Origin of the sequence: Marinitoga sp. 1154, assembly GCF_013363285.1 — a bacterium.
In the GTDB taxonomy this organism is placed as follows: Bacteria; Thermotogota; Thermotogae; order Petrotogales; family Petrotogaceae; genus Marinitoga.
Window position 1 is genome coordinate 1 of sequence record NZ_LBFB01000001.1, and the last position, 20,093, is coordinate 20,093.

Genomic DNA, 20,093 nt, shown 5'->3' on the forward strand with positions numbered 1-20,093 from the left:
TCCATATTGAGGGAATTAAAAGCGTCAGAAGTTATACTAAAAAGTTTGTCATTTAAATTGTCCAAAACAAAAACATTTCTAGAACTTCTGAACATGGTATCACCTCCAATAAGTTTTGGGTACAATATAATAATACTACAAAAGTAAATCAACACCAAGTGTGGGGGTGATGCCCTTTTTCGAAATAGCTTATAATCAATATTCTGTAAATTGAATTTACACACATATTAAATAGTACTAATTGATAGGGGGGAATTTTATGAATTATTATTTAGCTATCGATGAAGGGACAAGCAGTACAAGAACTTTGTTATTTGATGAAAGTTTTAATTTAATTGATTTATCGCAAAAAGAAATAAATATGATTTATCCAAAACCAGGATGGGTTGAACAGGATGCGGAAGAATTATATCATAAAACAGAAGAAACTATGGTTGAAGTGGTTGAAAGGAATAATCTCAGCTGGAATGATATTATTGGAATAGGAATTACAAATCAAAGAGAAACTATTGTTGCATGGGATAAAAATACTGGAAATCCATTAACAAATGCTATAGTATGGCAATGTAGAAGAACTGATGAATTAATTAATAGATATCCAGCCGAATTCTGGAGGGAGGTAAAAAGAAAAACCGGATTGGTAAAAGACCCTTATTTCTCAGGTTCTAAAATCGTATGGATGATAGAAAATGTACCAGCAGTAAAAGAAGCCTATAAAAACGGAAATTTAAAGGTTGGAACTATTGAATCCTGGTTGACATTTAAATTATCTGGAAAACATGTTACTGATCTTTCAAATGCATCAAGAACACAATTATTGAACATACATGCTCTTGATTGGGATGATGAAATTTTAAAGACATTTGGACTTTCAAAAGATATTTTACCTGAAGTTGTTGGTACTGCCATTGATAAAGGTTTTGAAACAAAATTTGGACCAAAGATTTATGGAATGATTGGTGATCAACAATCTGCGTTATTTGGTCAAAGAGCATTTGAAATAGGAGATGCAAAGTGTACTTATGGTACAGGTGCTTTTGTTTTGATGAATTCTGGAGCCATGCCACCAAAACCCCATCCCGGATTACTAACCTCAATTGGATGGAAAATAGACGATGAAATTATATATTCACTTGAAGGTAGTATTTTTACCGTTGGTGCGTTTTTTAAATGGTTAAAAGATATAGAAATGATTAAAGAGTATACAGATTTAGAAAAATATTCGAGGAATATTGAAAATGGAGGAGTTTACATTGTTCCAGCTTTAAGCGGACTTGGAACACCTTATTGGGATTCGGATGCAAGGGGTTTGATTATAGGATTAACAAGGGCAACAAAAAAAGAAAATATTATTAGAGCTGCTTTAGAATCTGTTGCCTTTAGTGTAAGAGATGTTATAGATTCCATGCAAGAAGCAGTTTGGACAAAGATAAGAAAAATGAATGTTGATGGTGGTGCTACAAAAAATAAACTTTTAATGGAAATACAAAGCGACTTATTAAACGCAGAAATTTTTGTTCCTGAATTTCAAGAAATTACAGCTTTAGGGGCAGCATTTATGACTGCAATTGGTTCAAAAAATCTTTCTATTAATGAAATAAAAAATTTGCAATTTTCAGGTATAAAGATAATGCCAAAAGACAATGAAAAATTAGAAAAGGACTATTATATCTGGAGGGAGGCAGTATTAAGATCAAAAGGCTGGATAAAATCAACGAACATAAGTTATTAGAAATTGCCAAAATAATATCAAAACATTCATTTCCAGGAATGAAAATATTATTATATGGTGATTTAGGAACAGGGAAAACTACTTTTACAAAAGGATTTATAAAAAATTTGTTAAAGGATGAAAATTTAACTGTTACTTCTCCAACATTTGCTCTAGTCAGGGTTTATGATAATTCTGTTAGAATTTATCATGCTGATTTATACAGACTATCAGATCCTGAAGAAATCCCATATGTTGGATTGTTTGAAGATAATGATGGAATATATTTAATTGAATGGCCAGAACGGCTTGAATATTATTTGCCTGAGGAATATCTTGAAATACATTTGTTTTATAACAGTGATAATATGGAATATAGAGATATTGATATAATACCAGTTGGAGAAAGATATATAGATATATTCGAAAAATTAAAGGAGGAATTAGGATGAAGATAGGAATTTTAGGTTTACCTTTAACAGGAAAGACTACAATTTTTTCGTTATTGACTAATAAGCCATATGATGGTAGTTATAAGAAAGATGCGGAAGAAAGAGTGGCAAATGTTAGAGATGAAAGAATTGAAAAGTTAGCTGAAATGTATAATCCTAAAAAAACTGTATATGCTACATTAAATTTTATTGATATTCCAAGTTATAATCCTGCAGCCGATAGAAAAGAAAAGAATAGGATTTTACAGATGATTCAAACTGTTGATGCAATAATTCTTGTTGTTAGGGCATTTAAAAATGATTCAGTACCATTTCCAGAAGGTGCAGAAAGCCCTATAGATCAGCTTGATACTTTAAAAACTGAAATGATTATTAGAGATTTAGAAGTTGTTGAAAACAGATTATCAAGACTCATTGAACAAAACAGAAAAAAGAAACCAACAAAAGAGGAAGAAAGACAAATGAAAATTTTAGAAGAAATAAAACCGATATTAGAAGATGGAAAATTTGCTTCTAAAATTGAATTAAGTGATGAAGATAAAAAACTAATAAGTTCTTTAGCTTTATTTACATTAAAACCAATAATAGTTGTGGTAAATGTTGATGAAGACCAATTAATGGAAGAAGAATATCCAGAAAAAGAAGAATTGGTAAACGCATGTAAAGATGAAAATTTTGCATATATTGAGATTTGTGGTAAGACTGAAGCCGATTTAGTAGAACTTGATGATGATGAAAGAGAAGAATTTATGAAAGAACTCGGAATTGAAAGACCTGGAATCGATAGACTATCAAAAACAGTTTATGATCATTTAGGCTTAATAACTTTCTTTACTGTTGGGGAAGATGAAGTAAGAGCATGGACTATAAACCAAGGAACTACTATGAAAAAAGCTGCAGGAAAAATCCATACTGATTTAGAAAAAGGATTTGTTAAAGCGGAAGTTATGCATTATGAAGATTTAATTAATTTAGGCAGTGAAGATGAGGTTAAAAAGGCTGGATTATGGAGATTAGCCGGTAAAGAAGAAATAGTAAAAGATGGAGAAATCTTAACAATTAGAGCGAACGCTTAAAAAATGGAGGTTAAAATGAAAAAGCCGTTGTATGAAGTAAATGATTTTGAATATTATTTACCCGAAGAATATATTGCACAAAAACCAGCTAACCCCAGAGATTCATCCAGATTAATGGTTTTAAACAGAAAAAAACAAAGTATCGAACATAAAATTTTTAGAGATATTATTGATTACTTAAAACCAGGTGATTTAATGGTTATAAATAATACAAAAGTTATTCCGGCAAGATTATATGGTCAGAAAATAACAGGTGCAAAAGTAGAAGTTTTGCTATTGGAAAAAACACATGAAGACAATACTTGGAAAGCTCTAGTAAGACCTGGGTCAAAGCTAAAAAAGGGTGCAGAAATAAGGTTTTCTGACGATTTATATGCGAAAATCATTGAACATAATTCTGATGGTTCAAGGATAATTAATTTTATTTCAGATAAAGATGTATGGGAAGAAATTGAAAAAATTGGAAATATGCCATTACCGCCATATATAAAAAACCAGGATGTTCCAAAAGACAGATATCAAACGGAATATGCTAAAATACAAGGTGCAGTTGCCGCACCAACTGCGGGGCTTCATTTTACAAAAGAGTTATTGGAAAAGATTAAAAATAAGGGAATAGAGTTTGCAGAAGTTACATTACATGTAGGGCTTGGAACTTTCAGACCAGTAAAAGTTGAAAGAATTGAAGAACATGAAATGCATGAAGAATATTATGAAGTTCCTGAAAATACCGTAAAAAAAATTGAAGAGTATAAAAAAAATAATGGAAGAATTATAAGTGTAGGGACAACTGTTGTCAGAACTCTTGAAACAATTGCGTTATTACCTGAACAAAAAGCATATATGGGAACTACAGATATTTTTATTTATCCACCATATGAATTTAAGTTAATAGATGCGTTGATAACGAATTTTCATTTACCGAAATCGACGCTTTTAATGCTTGTTTCGTCATTTGGAGGATATGATTTTATTATGAAAGCTTATAAAACAGCAGTTGAAGAAAAATATAGATTTTTTTCATTTGGAGACTCAATGTTTATATATTAGTCTTAATGGTGGTGGTAATTTGAAAAATAAAACTATAGGTATAATTTACATGTGGATTACCATAATATTTTGGGGCATTTCTTTTGTAGCTACAAAAATTATAGTTCATTCTGTTCCACCAATTACAGCTGCGTTTCTAAGGTTTTTTTTATCGAGTTTAATTCTTATTATTTTTATAAGAAAAGATATAAAATATGAAAAAAAAGAATTTTTTTATATGATGCTTGCTGGCTTCTTTGGGGTAACAGCATATTTTTTATTTGAAAATACAGCGTTACAATTTACAACACCATCTAATGGTTCTTTAATAATATCGGCAACTCCCGTAATGTATTTATTATTTTCAGATATTTTAAGAAAATCTTTTTCTCATAAAATACGTTATTTAGGAACTTTTTTGGCTTTTTCAGGAGTTTCAATAATTGTTTTAAATGGACGATTTATATTAAAGTTAAACCCTTTAGGTGATTTATTAATGTTTGGAGCGTCTTTTAGCTGGATTTTTTATACTATTTTTATAGAAAAGCTACATCATCATGATAATTTAATAATAACAAAAGATTTGAATTTTTATGGAATGATATTCTTTTTACCATTTGCTTTTTTTGAATTAAAAAATGCTGGGACATGTCCAAATTTTCAGTTGTGGATACAGCCAAAAATATTAATTGCCTTTATTTATTTAGGTGTTTTTTGTACAGCACTTGGATATATATGGTGGAATAAAGCTATAAGATTAGCAGGTGCAAAAACTACAACAAATGGAATATTTTTTATACCTATAGTTACAGTTATTGCTGATTCGATTATGTTAAAAAATTATCCAAATATATATACGATTATTGGAGCTACATTGGTTTTATTTGGAAATTATATAGCTGAAATCAAAGATTAGATTAAATCAGTTTCTGTTCTAGAAAATATTAAACATATTCAAATTAAACTCTATATTTTTCTTTAAGAAAAATATAGAGTTTTTTTATTTCTAAGTTTTTTCTAAGAAAAGATTAAGGTTATTCTAAGTAATGAAGTATATTATATAAGTGTCGAAAGAATAAAAAAAATAAATTAAATCAGGAGGCGATTTTTATGAAAAAAAGTATTTTAATAGGTTTAATGGCGTTATTGTTGATTGCTGTATCGTTTGCTGGAGGATTTTTCAATAATTCATCAGTAGCAGTTGAGAGCTTACCCGTTGAATCATTAACATCGAATGAAATAAACGGATTATTACAAATGAGAGAAGAAGAAAAACTGGCAAGGGATGTATATTTAACCTTATACGACACATGGGGGTTACAAACATTTTATAATATAGCTCAAGCGGAACAAACTCATATGAATGCTGTAAAGACAATTCTGGATAAATATGAAATAGAAGATCCTATCACAGACTATACAGTTGGAGTTTTCAAAAATGCAGAATTACAAAAATTATATTATGATTTGGTAGAAGAAGGAAAAAAATCTGCAATTGAGGCATTAAAAGTTGGAGCAACTATTGAAGATTTAGATATTTATGATTTAGAAAAATTGCTAAATGAAACAGACAATCAGGATATAACTCTTGTATATAATAATTTAAAACAAGGATCAGAAAATCATATGAGAGCGTTTGTCGGTACATTAGAAAGATATAATTCAACATATTCAGCACAATATATATCTTCTGAAGAGCTAAATGAAATATTAAATAAGTCAGATATGAATAATTCAAGTATGGAAAATTCAAGTACTCAATATAATTCAGGTAATTCTTCTCACATGGGTAAAGGGTATAGAGGTGGAAGAAAATAATAAATAATTAAAAAAGTTTCGGGAGCTCCCGAAACTTTTTTAATATATATATTTTAATCTATAAAAATTATCTCCGCTTATAACATATAAAGTGTCTTCTTTATTTAATTTATAAGGATTTTCATTTACTTTAATATCAATACCCAGAATTTCACTTATTTTTTTTGCTTGTTCTTCACATCTAATATGACTTTCAAAACCATTTCTAATACCGTGTTTCAATTCTTCTAAAGTTATTTTCTCAACTCTTAAATCTTCTACCGGTTTTAATAATATCAAATCTAAATCAACTCTATCAGCAATATATTTAGCCACATATATCCCTCCCTGAATTTTTTTACACTAATATTATACCATTTTTTTAAGAAAAAGTTAAGGGGTATAAAGGATTTAAAAATTTCAAGTTGATTTTATGCTTTTTATCTAATTAAAAGATTGTTTTTTATTATTTTATTTAAAAAACTACCTTTTGCTAATATTTCTATTTCAAAACCATTTTTCATCTCTTTTTGTTGTTTTATACCGATATCTTTTTTTAATTTTTCAATCTTCCACATTTCGTTGAAGTCAACAAATATTTTGGTTGATTGTATAACTTCGAATGATATTAATTTATTTTCCAGTTTTAATAAAAATTCATAAACACTTTCTTTGGATTTTGAACTAACAAAAATAGCATCTGGATATAATATTTTTATATGTTTAATTTTATCAAAATCTAAAAGATCTATTTTATTAAATACTATTATTTTTGGAATATTTTCTTTTAGTATATCATTTATAATATTATCTACTATTTTTAGTTTATTTTCAAAATTATTTTCACTAATATCAATCAATTCTATAATTGCATCAGAATAATTTATTTCATCCAATGTTGATTTAAACGATTCAATTAACTCCACCGGTAATTTTCTGATAAATCCAACAGTATCAGAAAAAATAGCAGGTAATCCAGAGGGGAATTGAACCTTTCTAGATAAAGTTGAAAGAGTAGAAAACAATTTTTCCGATGTAAAAATATCTTTATCTTCTGATAACGCTTTTAATAATGTTGATTTACCCGCACTTGTATAACCCAATATAGATATTTGTGGAATATATGATTCATTTCTTTTTTTGTTTTTGATTTTTCTAACATTTTCTAGTTCTTTTAATTGCTTTTTTAAATAATTTATTCTATCTCTTATATTCCTTCTTTTGTATTCTAAAAATGTTTCACCAGAACCTCTGGTTCCAGTTCCTATCCCACTAGCACCGCCGCCAATTCTTGACATTTCTTTTCCTAATCCTATTATTTTTGGTAATTCATATTTCAAAGTAGCTAATTCAACTTGTAATTTACTTTCAGCTGTTTTGGCGTTTCTTTTGAAGATTTCCAGAATCACTTCATTTCTATCTAATATCTCAACATCAATTATGCGCTCCTGAATATTTTTTCTTTGGGAAAGTGATATTGAATCATTAAATATTAAAATTTCAGCTTTAAATGCAGAGATTATTTCTGTCAATTCATTTATTTTTCCTTTTCCTATATAAGTTTTTTTATCTATATTCTTTCTTTTTTGTATAACCTCTGTTACTATATTTATGCCAATGTTTTTACATAAAATTTTAAGTTCTTCAATTTGTTTATCAAAATCCAAATCTCCTCTATTAACAGCTACAATGATACCCTGAATTAATTCATTTTTATTTTTTATCATTAAATCATCTCCATATTTGATATATATACAACAGATATTTCTATTAAAAATATTATATCATAAACATTAAATATAAGAAATTATCGTATATTTAAATATACAATTAGATCAATGATTAAATTAAAAAAGGATTGGCAAATTGCCAAGCCTTTTTTAATTTAATATACTGCTATATATCCATCAGCTCTTTTTTCTGTACCAGCAACATAAACATCTTTTTCTTTGATTATTATTTGTCCCCGTCCAAAAGGTCCTGAACTAAGAGAAACCTTTATTTCATGACCCATTCTTTCTAATTTTTCAGCAATATGAGAAGGAAAATCTTTTTCTATTAAAATAGTTTTTTTCTCTAACCATTGCCACCTAGGAGCATCTAAAGCAGCTTGTGGATTTAAGTTTTTATCTATCATATTTAAAATAACCTGCAAATGACCTTGAGGTTGCATATATCCACCCATAACACCAAAAGGTCCTATTGGATTATTATTTTTGGTAATAAATCCTGGGATAATTGTATGATAAGGCTTTTTTAATGGTTCTAAATAATTGACATGATTTTTATTGAGCGAAAAACTATGACCTCTATTTTGAAGAGCAATTCCTGTTTTGGGAACCACTATTCCTGATCCAAACCCCATATAATTACTTTGAATAAATGAAACCATATTTCCCCACTTATCAGCTGTGGCTAAATATACAGTATTTGAAGAAGGAATTTTGCCAGGTGTTGGTTCAAGTGCATAATTTGAAATTAATTTTGATCTTGTTTTAGCATAATTTTCTGAGAGCATTTCTTCAATCTTAACTTCCATTTTTGAAATATCTGTAATATATTCTTTCCCATCAATAAATGCTAGTTTCAACGCTTCAATAGAATTATGAAATAGCTCATATTCATTGTTATATGTGGTATTTTTTAAAATATTTAAAGCCATTAAGGTAATAATCCCCTGAACATTTGGAGGAAGTTCCCAGATATCATATCCCATATAATTTATACTTACTGGCTCAATTAATTCACTTTTAAAATTTTCAAAGTCAGAATAATCAAAATATCCATTATATTTTTTCGAAAATTGAATAATTTTTTCTGTTAAATTACCATTATAAAAATCTTTTGCGTTAGATTCAGATATTTTTTTTAGTGTTTCAGCATGATAAGGTAACCTTATTATTTCGCCTGGATTTGGAGCTTTTTCACCAAAGGTTTCAAACCAATATTTAAAAATCTCGCCTTTTAATTTTTGTTTATAAATTTTATTAGCTCTTTTCCAATAATATGATACAATAGCTGAAACAGGATAACCTTCATTAGCATATTTAATTGCGGGTTCAAAAAGTTTTTTAAAATCCAATTTACCAAAGTTTTTCCAAATCAAATTCCAACCTGATGGAGTTCCGGGTACAGTAACGGCTTCCCAACTATGAGGTTTTATTTCATTAATGCCTCTTTTATGTAATTCTTTTATTGATAGATTTTTAGGAGAATAACCACTTGAATTCATTCCATATAATTTACCATTATACCAAATTATAGCAAAATTATCTGAACCTATACCATTAGAAGTTGGTTCTACTACAGTTAGAGTAGCTGCTGTAGCTATAGCAGCATCTATAGCGTTTCCGCCTTTTCTTAATATGTCTATTCCTGCTTGTGCAGCTAACGGCTCACTTGTTGCAACAACACCATTTTTTGAAAATACACATGTTCTTTTTGAAGAATAAGGATATTCTAGATAATCAAAATTCATATAACTCCCCCTATTTATTTAATGCATTAAAAATATAATATATTCCTATTATAATCAATATTACAAATAAAATTCGTTGAATCCATTTTGAACCCTTTTTTATTGAAAAAGAACTTCCTAAATAACCTCCTGAAATACTTCCTAAAGCCAATACAAAACCAGCTAAATAATTCACCTGATTATTTAATGCAAATACTATAAAGGCAAATAAAGTATATATAAGTACAAGGAAAACTTTAATGGCATTAGTTTTTACAAGATCATATCCTTCTAATAACACCAGGGCAGACATTAGGAAAAAACCTACACCAGCTTGAATAAAACCTCCATATATACCTATTAAAAAGAAAACGATAAAACTTAAAATATTATTTTTCTTAACTTTTCTTTCTTTGGTCCAAATATCTGGTTTCCATACTAAAAATATACTCATAATAATTAAAATAAATCCTACAATACTTTTTAATAAAGCTCTATCTATGTTAACAACAATATTCGCACCTACCAGTGCTCCCAGAGTTGCAGGAATAGACAAAAATATTGCTCTTTTTAGATCTAAAACATCGCTTTTTCTAAACTTTGTTGTAGCTGTTATGTTTTGAAAAATTATACCTATTCTATTTGTTCCATTTGCAATATCAATAGGTAATCCTAATAGATTTAAAACAGGCAATGTGATTAGCGAACCACCACCTGCTATAACATTAATAAATCCACTAAATAATCCTGCTAAATAAACTAGTATATATAACATAAATTTCCCCTCCTAAAAATTCGTTAAGCTAATTACATTAATTATATTAAATTTAACTTGGATTGTCAACAAAAATTTTCAGGAGGGATTAGAAAGAAATTATAATACCTTTATTTCCAGCATATGTTGCCAGAGTAGAACCCATATAATTAACATAAACTTCTTTTGGATTATATTTTTCTTTAATTATGTTTTTAAAATAATTGGCTTCTTCCTCATTATTAACATGTGTAATACCAACAATTTGATTTGAAATATTTATTTTATTTTCATCAATTATTTCTAAAACTTTTGAATGAAATCTTTTTTTTCCTCTAACTCGTTCTAAGAACTCAACTTCTCCTTTATTATTATGTAAAATTAGTTTAAAATTAAGTATTTTAGCAATAGTTCCTTTAAATTTACTAAGTCTTCCACCTTTTACTATGTTTTCCAGAGTATCTAATAAAATAAGAATGTTAATTTTTTCTCTATATTTTTCCAAAGAATTAGTAATGTAATCTATTGAGAAATTATTTTGAGCCATTTCAGCAGCTTTTATTACCTGAATTCCTTCTCCAGATGATGCGCCTAATGTGTCAAAAATTTTTATTTTAGAATTGTTTTTTATCATATTTTTAGCTAAGGTAGCAGCATGTATTGTTCCGCTTAATTTGGAAGAAATTGTTAAACATAAAATCTCATATCCTTTAGAAACATATTTTTCAAAAGCGTTTTTAAATAACTCTGGAGATGGTTGAGAAGTTTTTGGCAATTTTTTACTGGATAACATTTTATTTTGGAATTCATCAGGAGAAATTGTATAACCATCTTGATATAAACAATCATCTATTTCAACATTTAATGGAATAACAGTAATATCATATTTTTTTATATATTGTTCAGGAAGATCAGCAGCACTATCAGTTATTATTTTAATCATAAATAACCCTCCCCTTATGGATACTTTTCAAACATAATTATACCATAATAATAATAGAAAATAAGTAGCATGTAATAAATTTTTATTATACTATATCAAAAATGATTTTTATAAATAAAAGAATTAATACTGCTATTATTAGAGGTTTTATTATTTTTGTCCCTTTACTTAAAGCTAAACCTGATCCCAACCAATGTCCAGCTATTCCAAAAAAAGCAGCAGTAAGACCTATTGAAAATAAAACTTTTCCACCTATTATAAAAGTAATTAATGCACTGATATTGGAAGATAAATTAACAATTTTTGCTGTACCTGATGCTTTTACATGATCCATGGAAAGAAATGAAATATATAGAATTATCAAAAACGTTCCTGTTCCAGGGCCAAAAAAACCATCGTACATTCCAATGATAAATCCAATGAGACTTGATAAAATAGAAATTTTTAAATTGGATAAATTTTTTAAAGAGTTATTTTCTTCTTTAGGTCTTTTAATAAAAATAAAAAAAGCAGCAATTGGAATTAATATAGTTAATATTATTTTTAAAATATTATCAGGAATAAACAAAGCAATTTTCGCACCTATAAATGATCCTATAAAAGAAAAAATAACAGAAAAAATTCCAACTTCAAAAATTATAGCTTTTCCTTTTGCAAATCTTAAAGTACTTACAATTGTTCCAATTGAAGATGAAAGTTTATTAGTAGCTAAAGCATTGTGACTTGGAATTCCGATAAATAAATATGCGGGTAAAGATATTAAACCGCCACCACCTGCTATTGAATCTATAAAGCCAGCAAGAAATATTAAAGGAAATAAAATTGCTTTATCCATTATTGAAAAATCCACAAAATCACTCCAATCACTTATAAATTTAATTAGCATCAGAAACTATTATATTATAACATATAATATAATAAAAATAACGGCTAAACAATGTGTTAGCCGTTATTTTTTAATAAAGGTAAGTATAATAATTTTTTTTCTTATATTTTTTTGCTAAATAAGTACCATATATAAACCCGCCTATATGCGCCCACCAAGCTACGCCTGAACCATAATATGGACCTACTAAAGATAATAATCCATTAAAGACTTGGGTTAAAAACCATAAACCAATGAAAACAAATGCTGGAATGTTTACAAAAAATGGAAACCATAATAATAAAAATAAAGTTTGAATCTTTGCAAAGGGAAATAAAACAAAGTATATACCAATAACGCCAGCTATTGCTCCAGATGCACCTATAGCTACTATAGGAGAATTTATATTAAAAATATAATGAGTAAATGATGCGATATAACCACTGATAATATATACTAATAAAAATTTAAAATGCCCCAATTTATCTTCCACATTATCTCCAAATAGCCATAATGACCACATATTACCAATGATATGCATAAAACTACCGTGTAAAAACATACTTGTGAAAATAGATATTATGTTTAATCCTATATAGCTAATAGATCTATAAACTATGGCATTTGTTAGTTCCTTTGGTATGAAACCATAATATTGGATAAAAGCTTCTCTAATATTAGAAGGTAATATCAACTCAAATAAAAAAATAATTATATTGATAATTATTATACTTATAGTAACTATTGGTTTTTTACTACTAGGATTAATATCTCGTAATGGAAACATTTTCTACCTCCAAATTTTAATTACATCGTACAAATTAAATTGATATCAGAACACTAGATAATTATATACATTTAATTCTCCGTACTTTTCCTTTTAATTAATGCTACTGATTCAAGGTGTTTTGTGTGTGGAAACATATCAACAAAAACAAATTTTTCTATTTCATAAAGTTCTTTTAAATAAATCATATCTCTTGCAAAATTTGAAGGATTGCATGAAACGTATATTACGTTATCAAATTTATTTTCCATAATGAAATTAATAACATTTTTATGTAATCCCGCTCTTGGAGGGTCTACGACAATTGTATCTAATTTATCTTCTATTTGTTTAACTATATCTTTTGCGTCTCCCAAATAAAATTCAACATTTTTTACATTATTGTCTTTTGCATTTTGTTTGGCAGCATCAATTGCTTCTTTAATTATTTCAACACCTATTACTTTTTCTAATTCTTTTGCCATTAATAATGTTATTGTTCCGGCACCACAATATAAATCCAATCCTGTTTTAGCATTGCTATCAAGATATTCTAAAACTTTGTTGTATAAAACTTCAGAACCCAATGTGTTTGTTTGTAAAAAAGAAAAGGGCCCAACCTTAAATTTTATTCCCAAAATCTCTTCTTCAAAATAATCTTTTCCATATAATTTTATTAATTTATCTGCTTTAACAACAGTGGATTTAGCATCAGTAATTGTATGATAAATACTAACAATATTTCCTTCTAATTCTAAATTTAAAATTTCTTTAGCCCAATTTTCAACATATGAATGGAAAGGCTCTGAAGATGTTGAGATATTTAATAAAATTTCATTGGTTTTAAATCCCTTTCTCATAACCAAGTGTCTTAAATATCCAGTATGTTTTCTATAATTTCTAAAGGGGATATCTTTGAAATAATTTTCTGAAAATTCGATAATTTTCCCAAAATCTTCTGGTGCAATTTTACAGGTTTTGGCAGAATATACATCATAAAATTTTCCTTTCCCTCTTAATCCTATTGTTAAAGGTCCATCTTTATATTCATTACCAAAAGAATATTCCATTTTGTTCCTATAATGATAAATATCTGGTGATGATAGAATTCCTTCATAATTTTTAATCATTATATTACTATTGTCAAATATTTTGAGAATATCTTCTGTTTTTTTTGATAATTGTTTTTCATATTCAATATTTAAATAAACACAACCTCCGCATTTTCCAAATACATTGCAAATATCAGACATTAAAAAACCTCCATTTAATTTTGTAGTTCTTTTATTTTGCTTAAAACTTCTTCCGCATGACTTTTTACTTTTACTTTTTCCCATACATAAACGATTTTTCCTTCAGGATCTATTAAAACTGTAGTTCTAATAACTCCATAATACTCTTTTCCAAACATTTTTTTCTTTTGCCATACTCCAATTCTTTCTAATAATTTCTTATTTTCATCTGATCCCAATTTAATCTTTAAATCATGTTTTAAAATAAATTTTTTATGTTTTTCAACATCATCTGGACTTATTCCAATAATCTCAGCATTTAAATTTTTAAATTCATCAATTAAACTAGAAAAATCTTTTGCTTCAGCAGTACATCCGGGCGTATTATCTTTAGGATAAAAATATAATACTATCCATTTTCCTTTTAAATCCTCATTTTTAATAATATTTCCATTTGTTTCAATAATTTCAAAATCTAGAATATCTCCAATTTTATATTTGAAATATTTCATAATTTCACCTCCAATTATAATTTTTCTATTTTTATTTTTGGTAATAATGAAAGGACATCTTGTTTTTTGCATAATTCTGTACCGGGTGTTAAAACAGCCGCATTTCCAGCGGCATTTGCTAATTTAAATGCTTCTAATGTATCCTCTTCATATTTTAGTATATATCCTGCAAGAAACGAATCTCCTGCACCAACAGCACTTTTAACTTCTAAATCTACTGGATATGCATAATATGCTTTATCCCAATTGGCATAGACACTTCCATATTTTCCCATTGAAACCAATATTTCTGTTAAATTATATTTTTCCAGTGTTTTTTTTGCATATTTTGCAATTATATTTTTGTCTCTTTCATCTATTTCTTCTTCTAATAATCTTGATAATTCATGAGTGTTTGGTTTAATACAATATGGTTCAGCTTCCAGCCCTGCTTTTAAATTTTTTCCATCAGAATCAAAAAATACAGTTGCATCCCATTGTTTTAATGAAAAAATCAATCCTGTATAATAATCCGGATCTACTCCTTTTGGTAAACTTCCAGATATTATAATAGTATCTCCATTTCTTACCAATGAATGCAAAATATCAAAAACTTTCTGTAACTTTTCTTTTTTAACTTTTTCACCAGGCATACTCATTCTATACTGTGTCTTTTCTTCTAATATTATATTCATTCTCGTTTCATGGTCTATTCTTATTGAAGAATATATAACCCCTTCTTCATCCAGCATTTCTTCAATTCTTCTACCGTTATGTCCTCCTAACAAAGAAATAGCTACAGAAACTCCCCCTAATTCTTTTATTACTCTCGATACATCAATTCCTTTACCAGCAGGATAATCTACTAATTTTTTAGCCCGAATTGTATCATCCGGTACTAATTCATCAATATAAATATATCTGTCTAATGATGGATTCATAGTTAAAGTAAATATCATGTTTTACCCCTCCAAAGAATTAATATAATCATCAATTTTTTTTATATATCTATTTAGTGTTTTTTCTAATTCTTCAACTGTTTCCTTTTCCTTTAATATATTAGATTTAAAATCTGAAAATAGAATATCAATATCATTGTAAATTAAATCGACTATTCCATATAAATTCGATTCTAAATTGTTTTTAATTATTTCTTCACCTTCATCAAACTTTTTTCCAATCTTTCTTAGTATTTTTTTCTTTTTAAAAGCAGCAAAAAGCGTTCCTGTCATAACTCCTATACCTGTTATAATTCCACCACTTATATCAAATATAGAAATCTGTGTTGATATCATTATTATAATCCCTAATACAGACAATCCAGTTCCGCTAAATACTGTAGTATTAATTGATTTTAATTTTTCTTCTTTTATTAGTTCTAAGAATTTTTCTTCTTTTATATATGAATCGATTTTTTCTATAGTATTTTCTATTAATTTTTTTCTTTGTTCTCCAAAATCATAAAACATATCTTTTAAGTCTATATTTTTTTCTATATTTTTTAATTCTTCTAAATTTCTATTCAACATATTTTTTATATTTTCGATAAATTTTGAAGATCTTTCTGCAGATATTTGTTTGGTAGATTCTAAAAGGTTATTAATAAATATATCTTTTATTTCATCTTCCAGAATTTTTAGATTTTGAGTTTTTGAAAATGCTCTTTTTAATAGATTCCAGAGTGTTATTTCTTCTTCTAATTTCCTTTTTATTTTTTTTGCCGTATTTCTATAATTTTCTAATATTATTTTTATCCATAATTCAACCTCATTCAAAGAATTCTTTTTTGATATTTCTATATTTTTTTCTATTGTGTTTAATATATTTTCCTGATTTGATAAATTATTTTTTCTATCATATATGTCTTCTTTTATAGAATTTATCAATGTTCTTATTTGATTGGCTAAAGAGTCTAATTTTCCAAATTCTCTTTTACTACCTGTTACTGTATTTAATATAAAATTCCTTATTTCTTCAAATCCAGAATCACTAATACCTTCAAATTCCAAATCTGAAGAAGTTATAAATACCGGAACTTCTTTTCCTTTATCTTTGGCGCGTATTTTAGCATTTTCATAATTAATTTTGATTTGTTCATCTTTTGCAATATCTTTCATTGTGAGAACTATTATAATATTTTTATTATATTTTTTTACAATTTTTTCAAAAAAATTCCAGGCACTACCTGCTTCAATGTTATTCGCAGGAAAAACAAATATAATAAGGTCAGCATTTGGTATAAATGATTCGGTAATTTTTTCATGTTCAGTAACCATACTATTTGTTCCTGGAGTATCTACAATTCTAATATTTTTTAATATTTCAAAAGGTCTTCCAATATATTTAGTGTATTTATCTGGTAATTCTTTTTCATATGGTTTGTTAGAATATTCTATAATATTTATTTTATCTGTACATGTTTGGGGAGAAACTTTTGCCAATTCTTTACTTTTAAGCAATGCATTAACAAAGCTGCTTTTTCCTGAGTTTACTTCCCCAACAATCATAAATGTATAAGGTTCATTTAAACGTTTCTTTATTTCTTCAAGAGCATGGTCTTTTTTTATTGTTTTTAAAATGAATTTAAGGTCTTCTATTATATCATTTAAACCTTTTCGTTTTTCAAGCACTTTATTATCTAAGATGTTCAAAATTTCCCCTCCTATTCATATTTCCAATACAGTTCCTGCACCAAATTTAATAATTCTACCTTTAAATTCAACATTCATAACATTAATAGCTTCAATTCCTGTACAATGTGAAGGTAATAAAAATTCCACGCCAGTCTTTTTAATCCTATCCAGGCGAATAAATAATTTTTCTTCATACAATTTATAAAAATGAAATCCACCTATAACAGCATGAAGTTTTTCATCAAAATGTTCTTTTGAAAAGGTTAAAATATTTTCTATTTTTGGATGAGCACACCCTGCAATTACTATTATCCCTTTTTTTGTTTTTAACACAATAGAATGTTCTGGAATATCTGCGTCGAATGTTCCTGTAGAATAAATATTTTCATCTATTTTTGTGATAGTATTACAAATTACAATTTCGGATTTTTCTTTTATTTTTTTTATCAGATTGTCTGGAAATTTAGCAGGAATAAAAACCTTGTCAATTATAGAATTTGATAATATATATTCCAAACCTCCTGTATGGTCATTATGATAATGGCTTAAAAATAAATAGTTTATTTTTTTAAATTTATTTTCTAACCCTAAATGTTTAATATTATGTTCTAAAATTCTGTAATCGTTTCCTGTATCAAAAAGCAGTGTTTTATTGTTATTTTCAATAAATATTGAAAGTCCCCAATCACGTTTTAATAAAGGATGAATTTTAAAATTGTCAACAATACCTGTTATTTTCACATTATCGCCTCCAATAAAATATTCAAAATAATTATAACATATATCATATAAAAAAGAAAACCTCAGTCTTTAGACTGAGGTTTGGAAAATATATTATTCAACAATATTTGATGGACTTAAATTCATATTAAATACATATTCTATAGATCTTCTAAGTAATAAAACAAACCATTCACTATCATTGTTAGGATTTTCCACATAATATTCAAGTGGAGTGGTTGAAGCTATAACTCTACCATTTCCATATCTATATTCAATATATGTTGAATATTGTTCATATGATGTTGATTCTTTAATAAATACTACAGGATTTTCTATATCACTATCTTCTAAATTATCAAATCCTCCGTGACTTGCATAATTTCCATATAAATAACGTTCATTTGGAAATTCATATAATAAAGGATGTGTTTTATTTACAATTTCATTATAATTATCATAATAATCTCTCCAAGTCACACCTCCTGGAAGTGTTCCGGTAAAATCTCCTCCATTCCAGCCATTATCACAGGCAATCCAGAACAATGTTCCACCATTATTGACAAAAGAGTCGAATTTTTCGGAATTTGCTTTATATATATCATAAAAGCTTGTTGACTGATCTCCTTCGATGATAATTGCCCAAGTTGGATCAAATGAATCAATATTATTTATATCATTAGAATTTTTGATTTCATATTGATTTATACCCAAACCTTCTGTAAACCCTATATCAATTAAAATATTAGGAATTGCATCTGGAGAACTCCAAGGCTCTAAATCTCTAAAAATGACAACATGTTCAGCAGCTTTCCTTAATATTAAATCTGGGGCATTAGTAGTTTTTGTATTTTCAATGATTATAGGAGCAGCATCTGACGAATAATTAGAATTCTCAGATGGTTCACGAGCATATACAACATAATTACCAATAGGAATAAAATCGAAATAATAGTTACCTTCTTCATTAGAAAAAGTAAACATTCCTGGTAATGGTTCTCCTTCTGGAGTTCTAATTTCTAACAAAATTCCACTATGAATACTTTTATTGATGAATTTCACATTACCTTTAAGCTTTCCATAATCTTCTAATGGATAAAGAATTAAAGATGAATCAAGAGTAATCTCAGATTCTTCTTTTACTTCAATGAATTGCTTAGTTGGAAAATATCCTTCATGTTCTGCTTTAATGATATAATTTCCCGCAGGTATATTTTCTATTTTAAAATTACCATTAGAATTGGTAATACTTTTTCCAATTTCAGATATAGTATTAATAGGACTAAATCCCTCACCAGAACTTTCTAAACCCTCTATAGAAACTTTTATATTCTCATGATTTTTGCTATTGCTTAACTCCGCAATTCCTCCAATATTACTATTTCCCAATAAAGGGTCTATTTTTTGACACGACGAAATTAAAAATATCGTAAATAATAAAAGAATAATTGTATAAAAATTTTTTCTCATATTCTCCCCCCTTAAAATCTAAAACCTAAATTTGCAAAAATGCCATAAATACCAAAAGTTTGTTGAAAAGATAAATCAAATACAGTATTCATTCCACCTGAAATTACAAAAGGACCTAAATATAATGCAATACCAGCTTTTGTCAAATACATCGTATAAGAATATAGCGAAAATTTGTTGTCATAAAACTGAATAATAGGACTTATTCCACCATATATTTTTAAATATTTTAATGGTATTTGCAACAATATAAATGTTGTTGGTTGTAAATAAGTTATTTCCCCAGTTTCAATTATATCTGTAGGAGAAAATACACCTAGTTCTAAACCAATTATATTTTTATCGGCAAATGTGACTTTTAGTCCGTAAAAAGTTCTTTCATATCCAGATAATTCCATAAAATATGATCCAGATACTTCAAAACCAAATGATACAATGCTAAAAATAATAATAGATATTGATATAAATATTAAATTCTTCATACTTTCACCCCTTTTTTTAATAAGATGTTATAATTATATCATTATTATATTAATATAATGTTTCTGGTTTTATTTAAATAATTTTTAAGATTGTCTAAAAAGTCAAATTCACTCAGACAGCTCGATTGCTTATCCTTAAAATTATTCATTCTCAGCCGTCGCTCAAACAATACATCGTGTATTGTTTCGCTCAAAATTACGTCCATATAATTTTG

Annotated in this window: 20 protein-coding genes; 6 read left to right on the top strand and 14 right to left on the bottom strand. The window is 27.3% G+C overall.

From position 1 onward, the window contains the following. Window positions 1-259: 259 nt before the first annotated feature. The 6 genes from XO12_RS00005 to XO12_RS00030 all read left to right on the top strand — a co-directional run bounded on the left by XO12_RS00005 (window position 260) and on the right by XO12_RS00030 (window position 6,086). The gene (locus tag XO12_RS00005) at window positions 260-1,732 is read left to right on the top strand and encodes a glycerol kinase GlpK (protein ID WP_175419486.1); all 1,473 of its coding nucleotides are present in this window, start codon (window positions 260-262) and stop codon (window positions 1,730-1,732) included. 38 nt (window positions 1,733-1,770) lie between these two features. Next, the gene (tsaE, locus tag XO12_RS00010; protein WP_254867645.1) at window positions 1,771-2,163 is read left to right on the top strand and encodes a tRNA (adenosine(37)-N6)-threonylcarbamoyltransferase complex ATPase subunit type 1 TsaE; all 393 of its coding nucleotides are present in this window, start codon (window positions 1,771-1,773) and stop codon (window positions 2,161-2,163) included. Beyond that, a complete protein-coding gene (gene ychF, locus XO12_RS00015) occupies window positions 2,160-3,239 on the top strand; it encodes a redox-regulated ATPase YchF (protein ID WP_175419487.1) in 1,080 nt (359 codons plus the stop codon). Before tsaE ends, ychF begins: the two co-directional genes overlap by 4 nt. A gap of 15 nt (window positions 3,240-3,254) precedes the next feature. Continuing rightward, window positions 3,255-4,289: a tRNA preQ1(34) S-adenosylmethionine ribosyltransferase-isomerase QueA gene (gene queA / locus XO12_RS00020; RefSeq protein WP_175419488.1), complete on the top strand. Its 1,035-nt coding sequence runs from the start codon at window positions 3,255-3,257 to the stop codon at window positions 4,287-4,289. Window positions 4,290-4,308: 19 nt separating this feature from the next. Beyond that, a complete protein-coding gene (locus XO12_RS00025; RefSeq protein ID WP_175419489.1) occupies window positions 4,309-5,184 on the top strand; it encodes a DMT family transporter in 876 nt (291 codons plus the stop codon). Between the two features lie 194 nt (window positions 5,185-5,378). Then, window positions 5,379-6,086 carry a DUF2202 domain-containing protein gene (locus tag XO12_RS00030; protein ID WP_175419490.1) on the top strand — a complete coding sequence of 236 codons (708 nt, stop codon included), beginning with the start codon at window positions 5,379-5,381 and terminating at the stop codon, window positions 6,084-6,086. 39 nt (window positions 6,087-6,125) lie between these two features. Here the strand turns inward: XO12_RS00030 and XO12_RS00035 are convergent, their stop codons facing one another. The 14 genes from XO12_RS00035 to XO12_RS00100 form a co-directional block, all read right to left on the bottom strand. Next, a complete protein-coding gene (locus XO12_RS00035) occupies window positions 6,126-6,401 on the bottom strand; it encodes a DUF1874 domain-containing protein (protein WP_047264946.1) in 276 nt (91 codons plus the stop codon). 104 nt (window positions 6,402-6,505) lie between these two features. After that, the gene (gene hflX, locus XO12_RS00040) at window positions 6,506-7,792 is read right to left on the bottom strand and encodes a GTPase HflX (RefSeq protein WP_175419491.1); all 1,287 of its coding nucleotides are present in this window, start codon (window positions 7,790-7,792) and stop codon (window positions 6,506-6,508) included. Window positions 7,793-7,950: 158 nt separating this feature from the next. Further along, a complete protein-coding gene (locus tag XO12_RS00045; RefSeq protein ID WP_175419492.1) occupies window positions 7,951-9,543 on the bottom strand; it encodes a gamma-glutamyltransferase family protein in 1,593 nt (530 codons plus the stop codon). A gap of 10 nt (window positions 9,544-9,553) precedes the next feature. Then, complete coding sequence (locus XO12_RS00050; RefSeq protein ID WP_175419493.1) at window positions 9,554-10,297, bottom strand: sulfite exporter TauE/SafE family protein; 744 nt, start codon at window positions 10,295-10,297, stop codon at window positions 9,554-9,556. Between the two features lie 88 nt (window positions 10,298-10,385). After that, window positions 10,386-11,219: a DegV family protein gene (locus XO12_RS00055; RefSeq protein ID WP_047264943.1), complete on the bottom strand. Its 834-nt coding sequence runs from the start codon at window positions 11,217-11,219 to the stop codon at window positions 10,386-10,388. Between the two features lie 85 nt (window positions 11,220-11,304). After that, window positions 11,305-12,054 (bottom strand): TSUP family transporter, encoded by a 750-nt coding sequence (locus tag XO12_RS00060; RefSeq protein ID WP_047264988.1) that lies wholly within the window; start codon window positions 12,052-12,054, stop codon window positions 11,305-11,307. Window positions 12,055-12,175: 121 nt separating this feature from the next. Beyond that, window positions 12,176-12,871, bottom strand: a complete 696-nt coding sequence (locus XO12_RS00065) for a rhomboid family intramembrane serine protease (protein WP_175419494.1) — start codon at window positions 12,869-12,871, stop codon at window positions 12,176-12,178. Between the two features lie 71 nt (window positions 12,872-12,942). Further along, entirely contained in the window at window positions 12,943-14,103 is a 1,161-nt protein-coding gene (rlmD, locus tag XO12_RS00070) for a 23S rRNA (uracil(1939)-C(5))-methyltransferase RlmD (protein WP_047264941.1), read from the bottom strand. Between the two features lie 14 nt (window positions 14,104-14,117). Beyond that, window positions 14,118-14,594, bottom strand: coding sequence for a peroxiredoxin (locus XO12_RS00075; protein WP_175419495.1), 477 nt, complete (start codon window positions 14,592-14,594; stop codon window positions 14,118-14,120). 14 nt (window positions 14,595-14,608) lie between these two features. Continuing rightward, window positions 14,609-15,532, bottom strand: coding sequence for a 1-phosphofructokinase family hexose kinase (locus XO12_RS00080; protein ID WP_047264939.1), 924 nt, complete (start codon window positions 15,530-15,532; stop codon window positions 14,609-14,611). Window positions 15,533-15,535: 3 nt separating this feature from the next. After that, entirely contained in the window at window positions 15,536-17,224 is a 1,689-nt protein-coding gene (locus tag XO12_RS00085; protein WP_175419496.1) for a dynamin family protein, read from the bottom strand. Window positions 17,225-17,239: 15 nt separating this feature from the next. After that, window positions 17,240-17,947, bottom strand: coding sequence for an MBL fold metallo-hydrolase (locus XO12_RS00090; RefSeq protein ID WP_047264937.1), 708 nt, complete (start codon window positions 17,945-17,947; stop codon window positions 17,240-17,242). A gap of 93 nt (window positions 17,948-18,040) precedes the next feature. Further along, entirely contained in the window at window positions 18,041-19,396 is a 1,356-nt protein-coding gene (locus tag XO12_RS00095; RefSeq protein WP_175419497.1) for a hypothetical protein, read from the bottom strand. A gap of 11 nt (window positions 19,397-19,407) precedes the next feature. Then, window positions 19,408-19,878 (bottom strand): hypothetical protein, encoded by a 471-nt coding sequence (locus XO12_RS00100; RefSeq protein WP_047264936.1) that lies wholly within the window; start codon window positions 19,876-19,878, stop codon window positions 19,408-19,410. Between the last annotated feature and the right edge of the window lie 215 nt (window positions 19,879-20,093).

Coding starts and splice junctions, on each gene's coding strand:
- XO12_RS00005 (WP_175419486.1), top strand. CDS start 260: ATGAATTATTATTTAGCTATCGATGAAGGGACAAGCAGTACAAGAACT.
- tsaE (WP_254867645.1), top strand. CDS start 1,771: ATGAAAATATTATTATATGGTGATTTAGGAACAGGGAAAACTACTTTT.
- ychF (WP_175419487.1), top strand. CDS start 2,160: ATGAAGATAGGAATTTTAGGTTTACCTTTAACAGGAAAGACTACAATT.
- queA (WP_175419488.1), top strand. CDS start 3,255: ATGAAAAAGCCGTTGTATGAAGTAAATGATTTTGAATATTATTTACCC.
- XO12_RS00030 (WP_175419490.1), top strand. CDS start 5,379: ATGAAAAAAAGTATTTTAATAGGTTTAATGGCGTTATTGTTGATTGCT.
- hflX (WP_175419491.1), bottom strand. CDS start 7,792: ATGATAAAAAATAAAAATGAATTAATTCAGGGTATCATTGTAGCTGTT.
- XO12_RS00045 (WP_175419492.1), bottom strand. CDS start 9,543: ATGAATTTTGATTATCTAGAATATCCTTATTCTTCAAAAAGAACATGT.
- XO12_RS00050 (WP_175419493.1), bottom strand. CDS start 10,297: ATGTTATATATACTAGTTTATTTAGCAGGATTATTTAGTGGATTTATT.
- XO12_RS00055 (WP_047264943.1), bottom strand. CDS start 11,219: ATGATTAAAATAATAACTGATAGTGCTGCTGATCTTCCTGAACAATAT.
- XO12_RS00060 (WP_047264988.1), bottom strand. CDS start 12,054: ATGGATAAAGCAATTTTATTTCCTTTAATATTTCTTGCTGGCTTTATA.
- XO12_RS00065 (WP_175419494.1), bottom strand. CDS start 12,871: ATGTTTCCATTACGAGATATTAATCCTAGTAGTAAAAAACCAATAGTT.
- rlmD (WP_047264941.1), bottom strand. CDS start 14,103: ATGTCTGATATTTGCAATGTATTTGGAAAATGCGGAGGTTGTGTTTAT.
- XO12_RS00075 (WP_175419495.1), bottom strand. CDS start 14,594: ATGAAATATTTCAAATATAAAATTGGAGATATTCTAGATTTTGAAATT.
- XO12_RS00080 (WP_047264939.1), bottom strand. CDS start 15,532: ATGATATTTACTTTAACTATGAATCCATCATTAGACAGATATATTTAT.
- XO12_RS00095 (WP_175419497.1), bottom strand. CDS start 19,396: ATGAGAAAAAATTTTTATACAATTATTCTTTTATTATTTACGATATTT.
- XO12_RS00100 (WP_047264936.1), bottom strand. CDS start 19,878: ATGAAGAATTTAATATTTATATCAATATCTATTATTATTTTTAGCATT.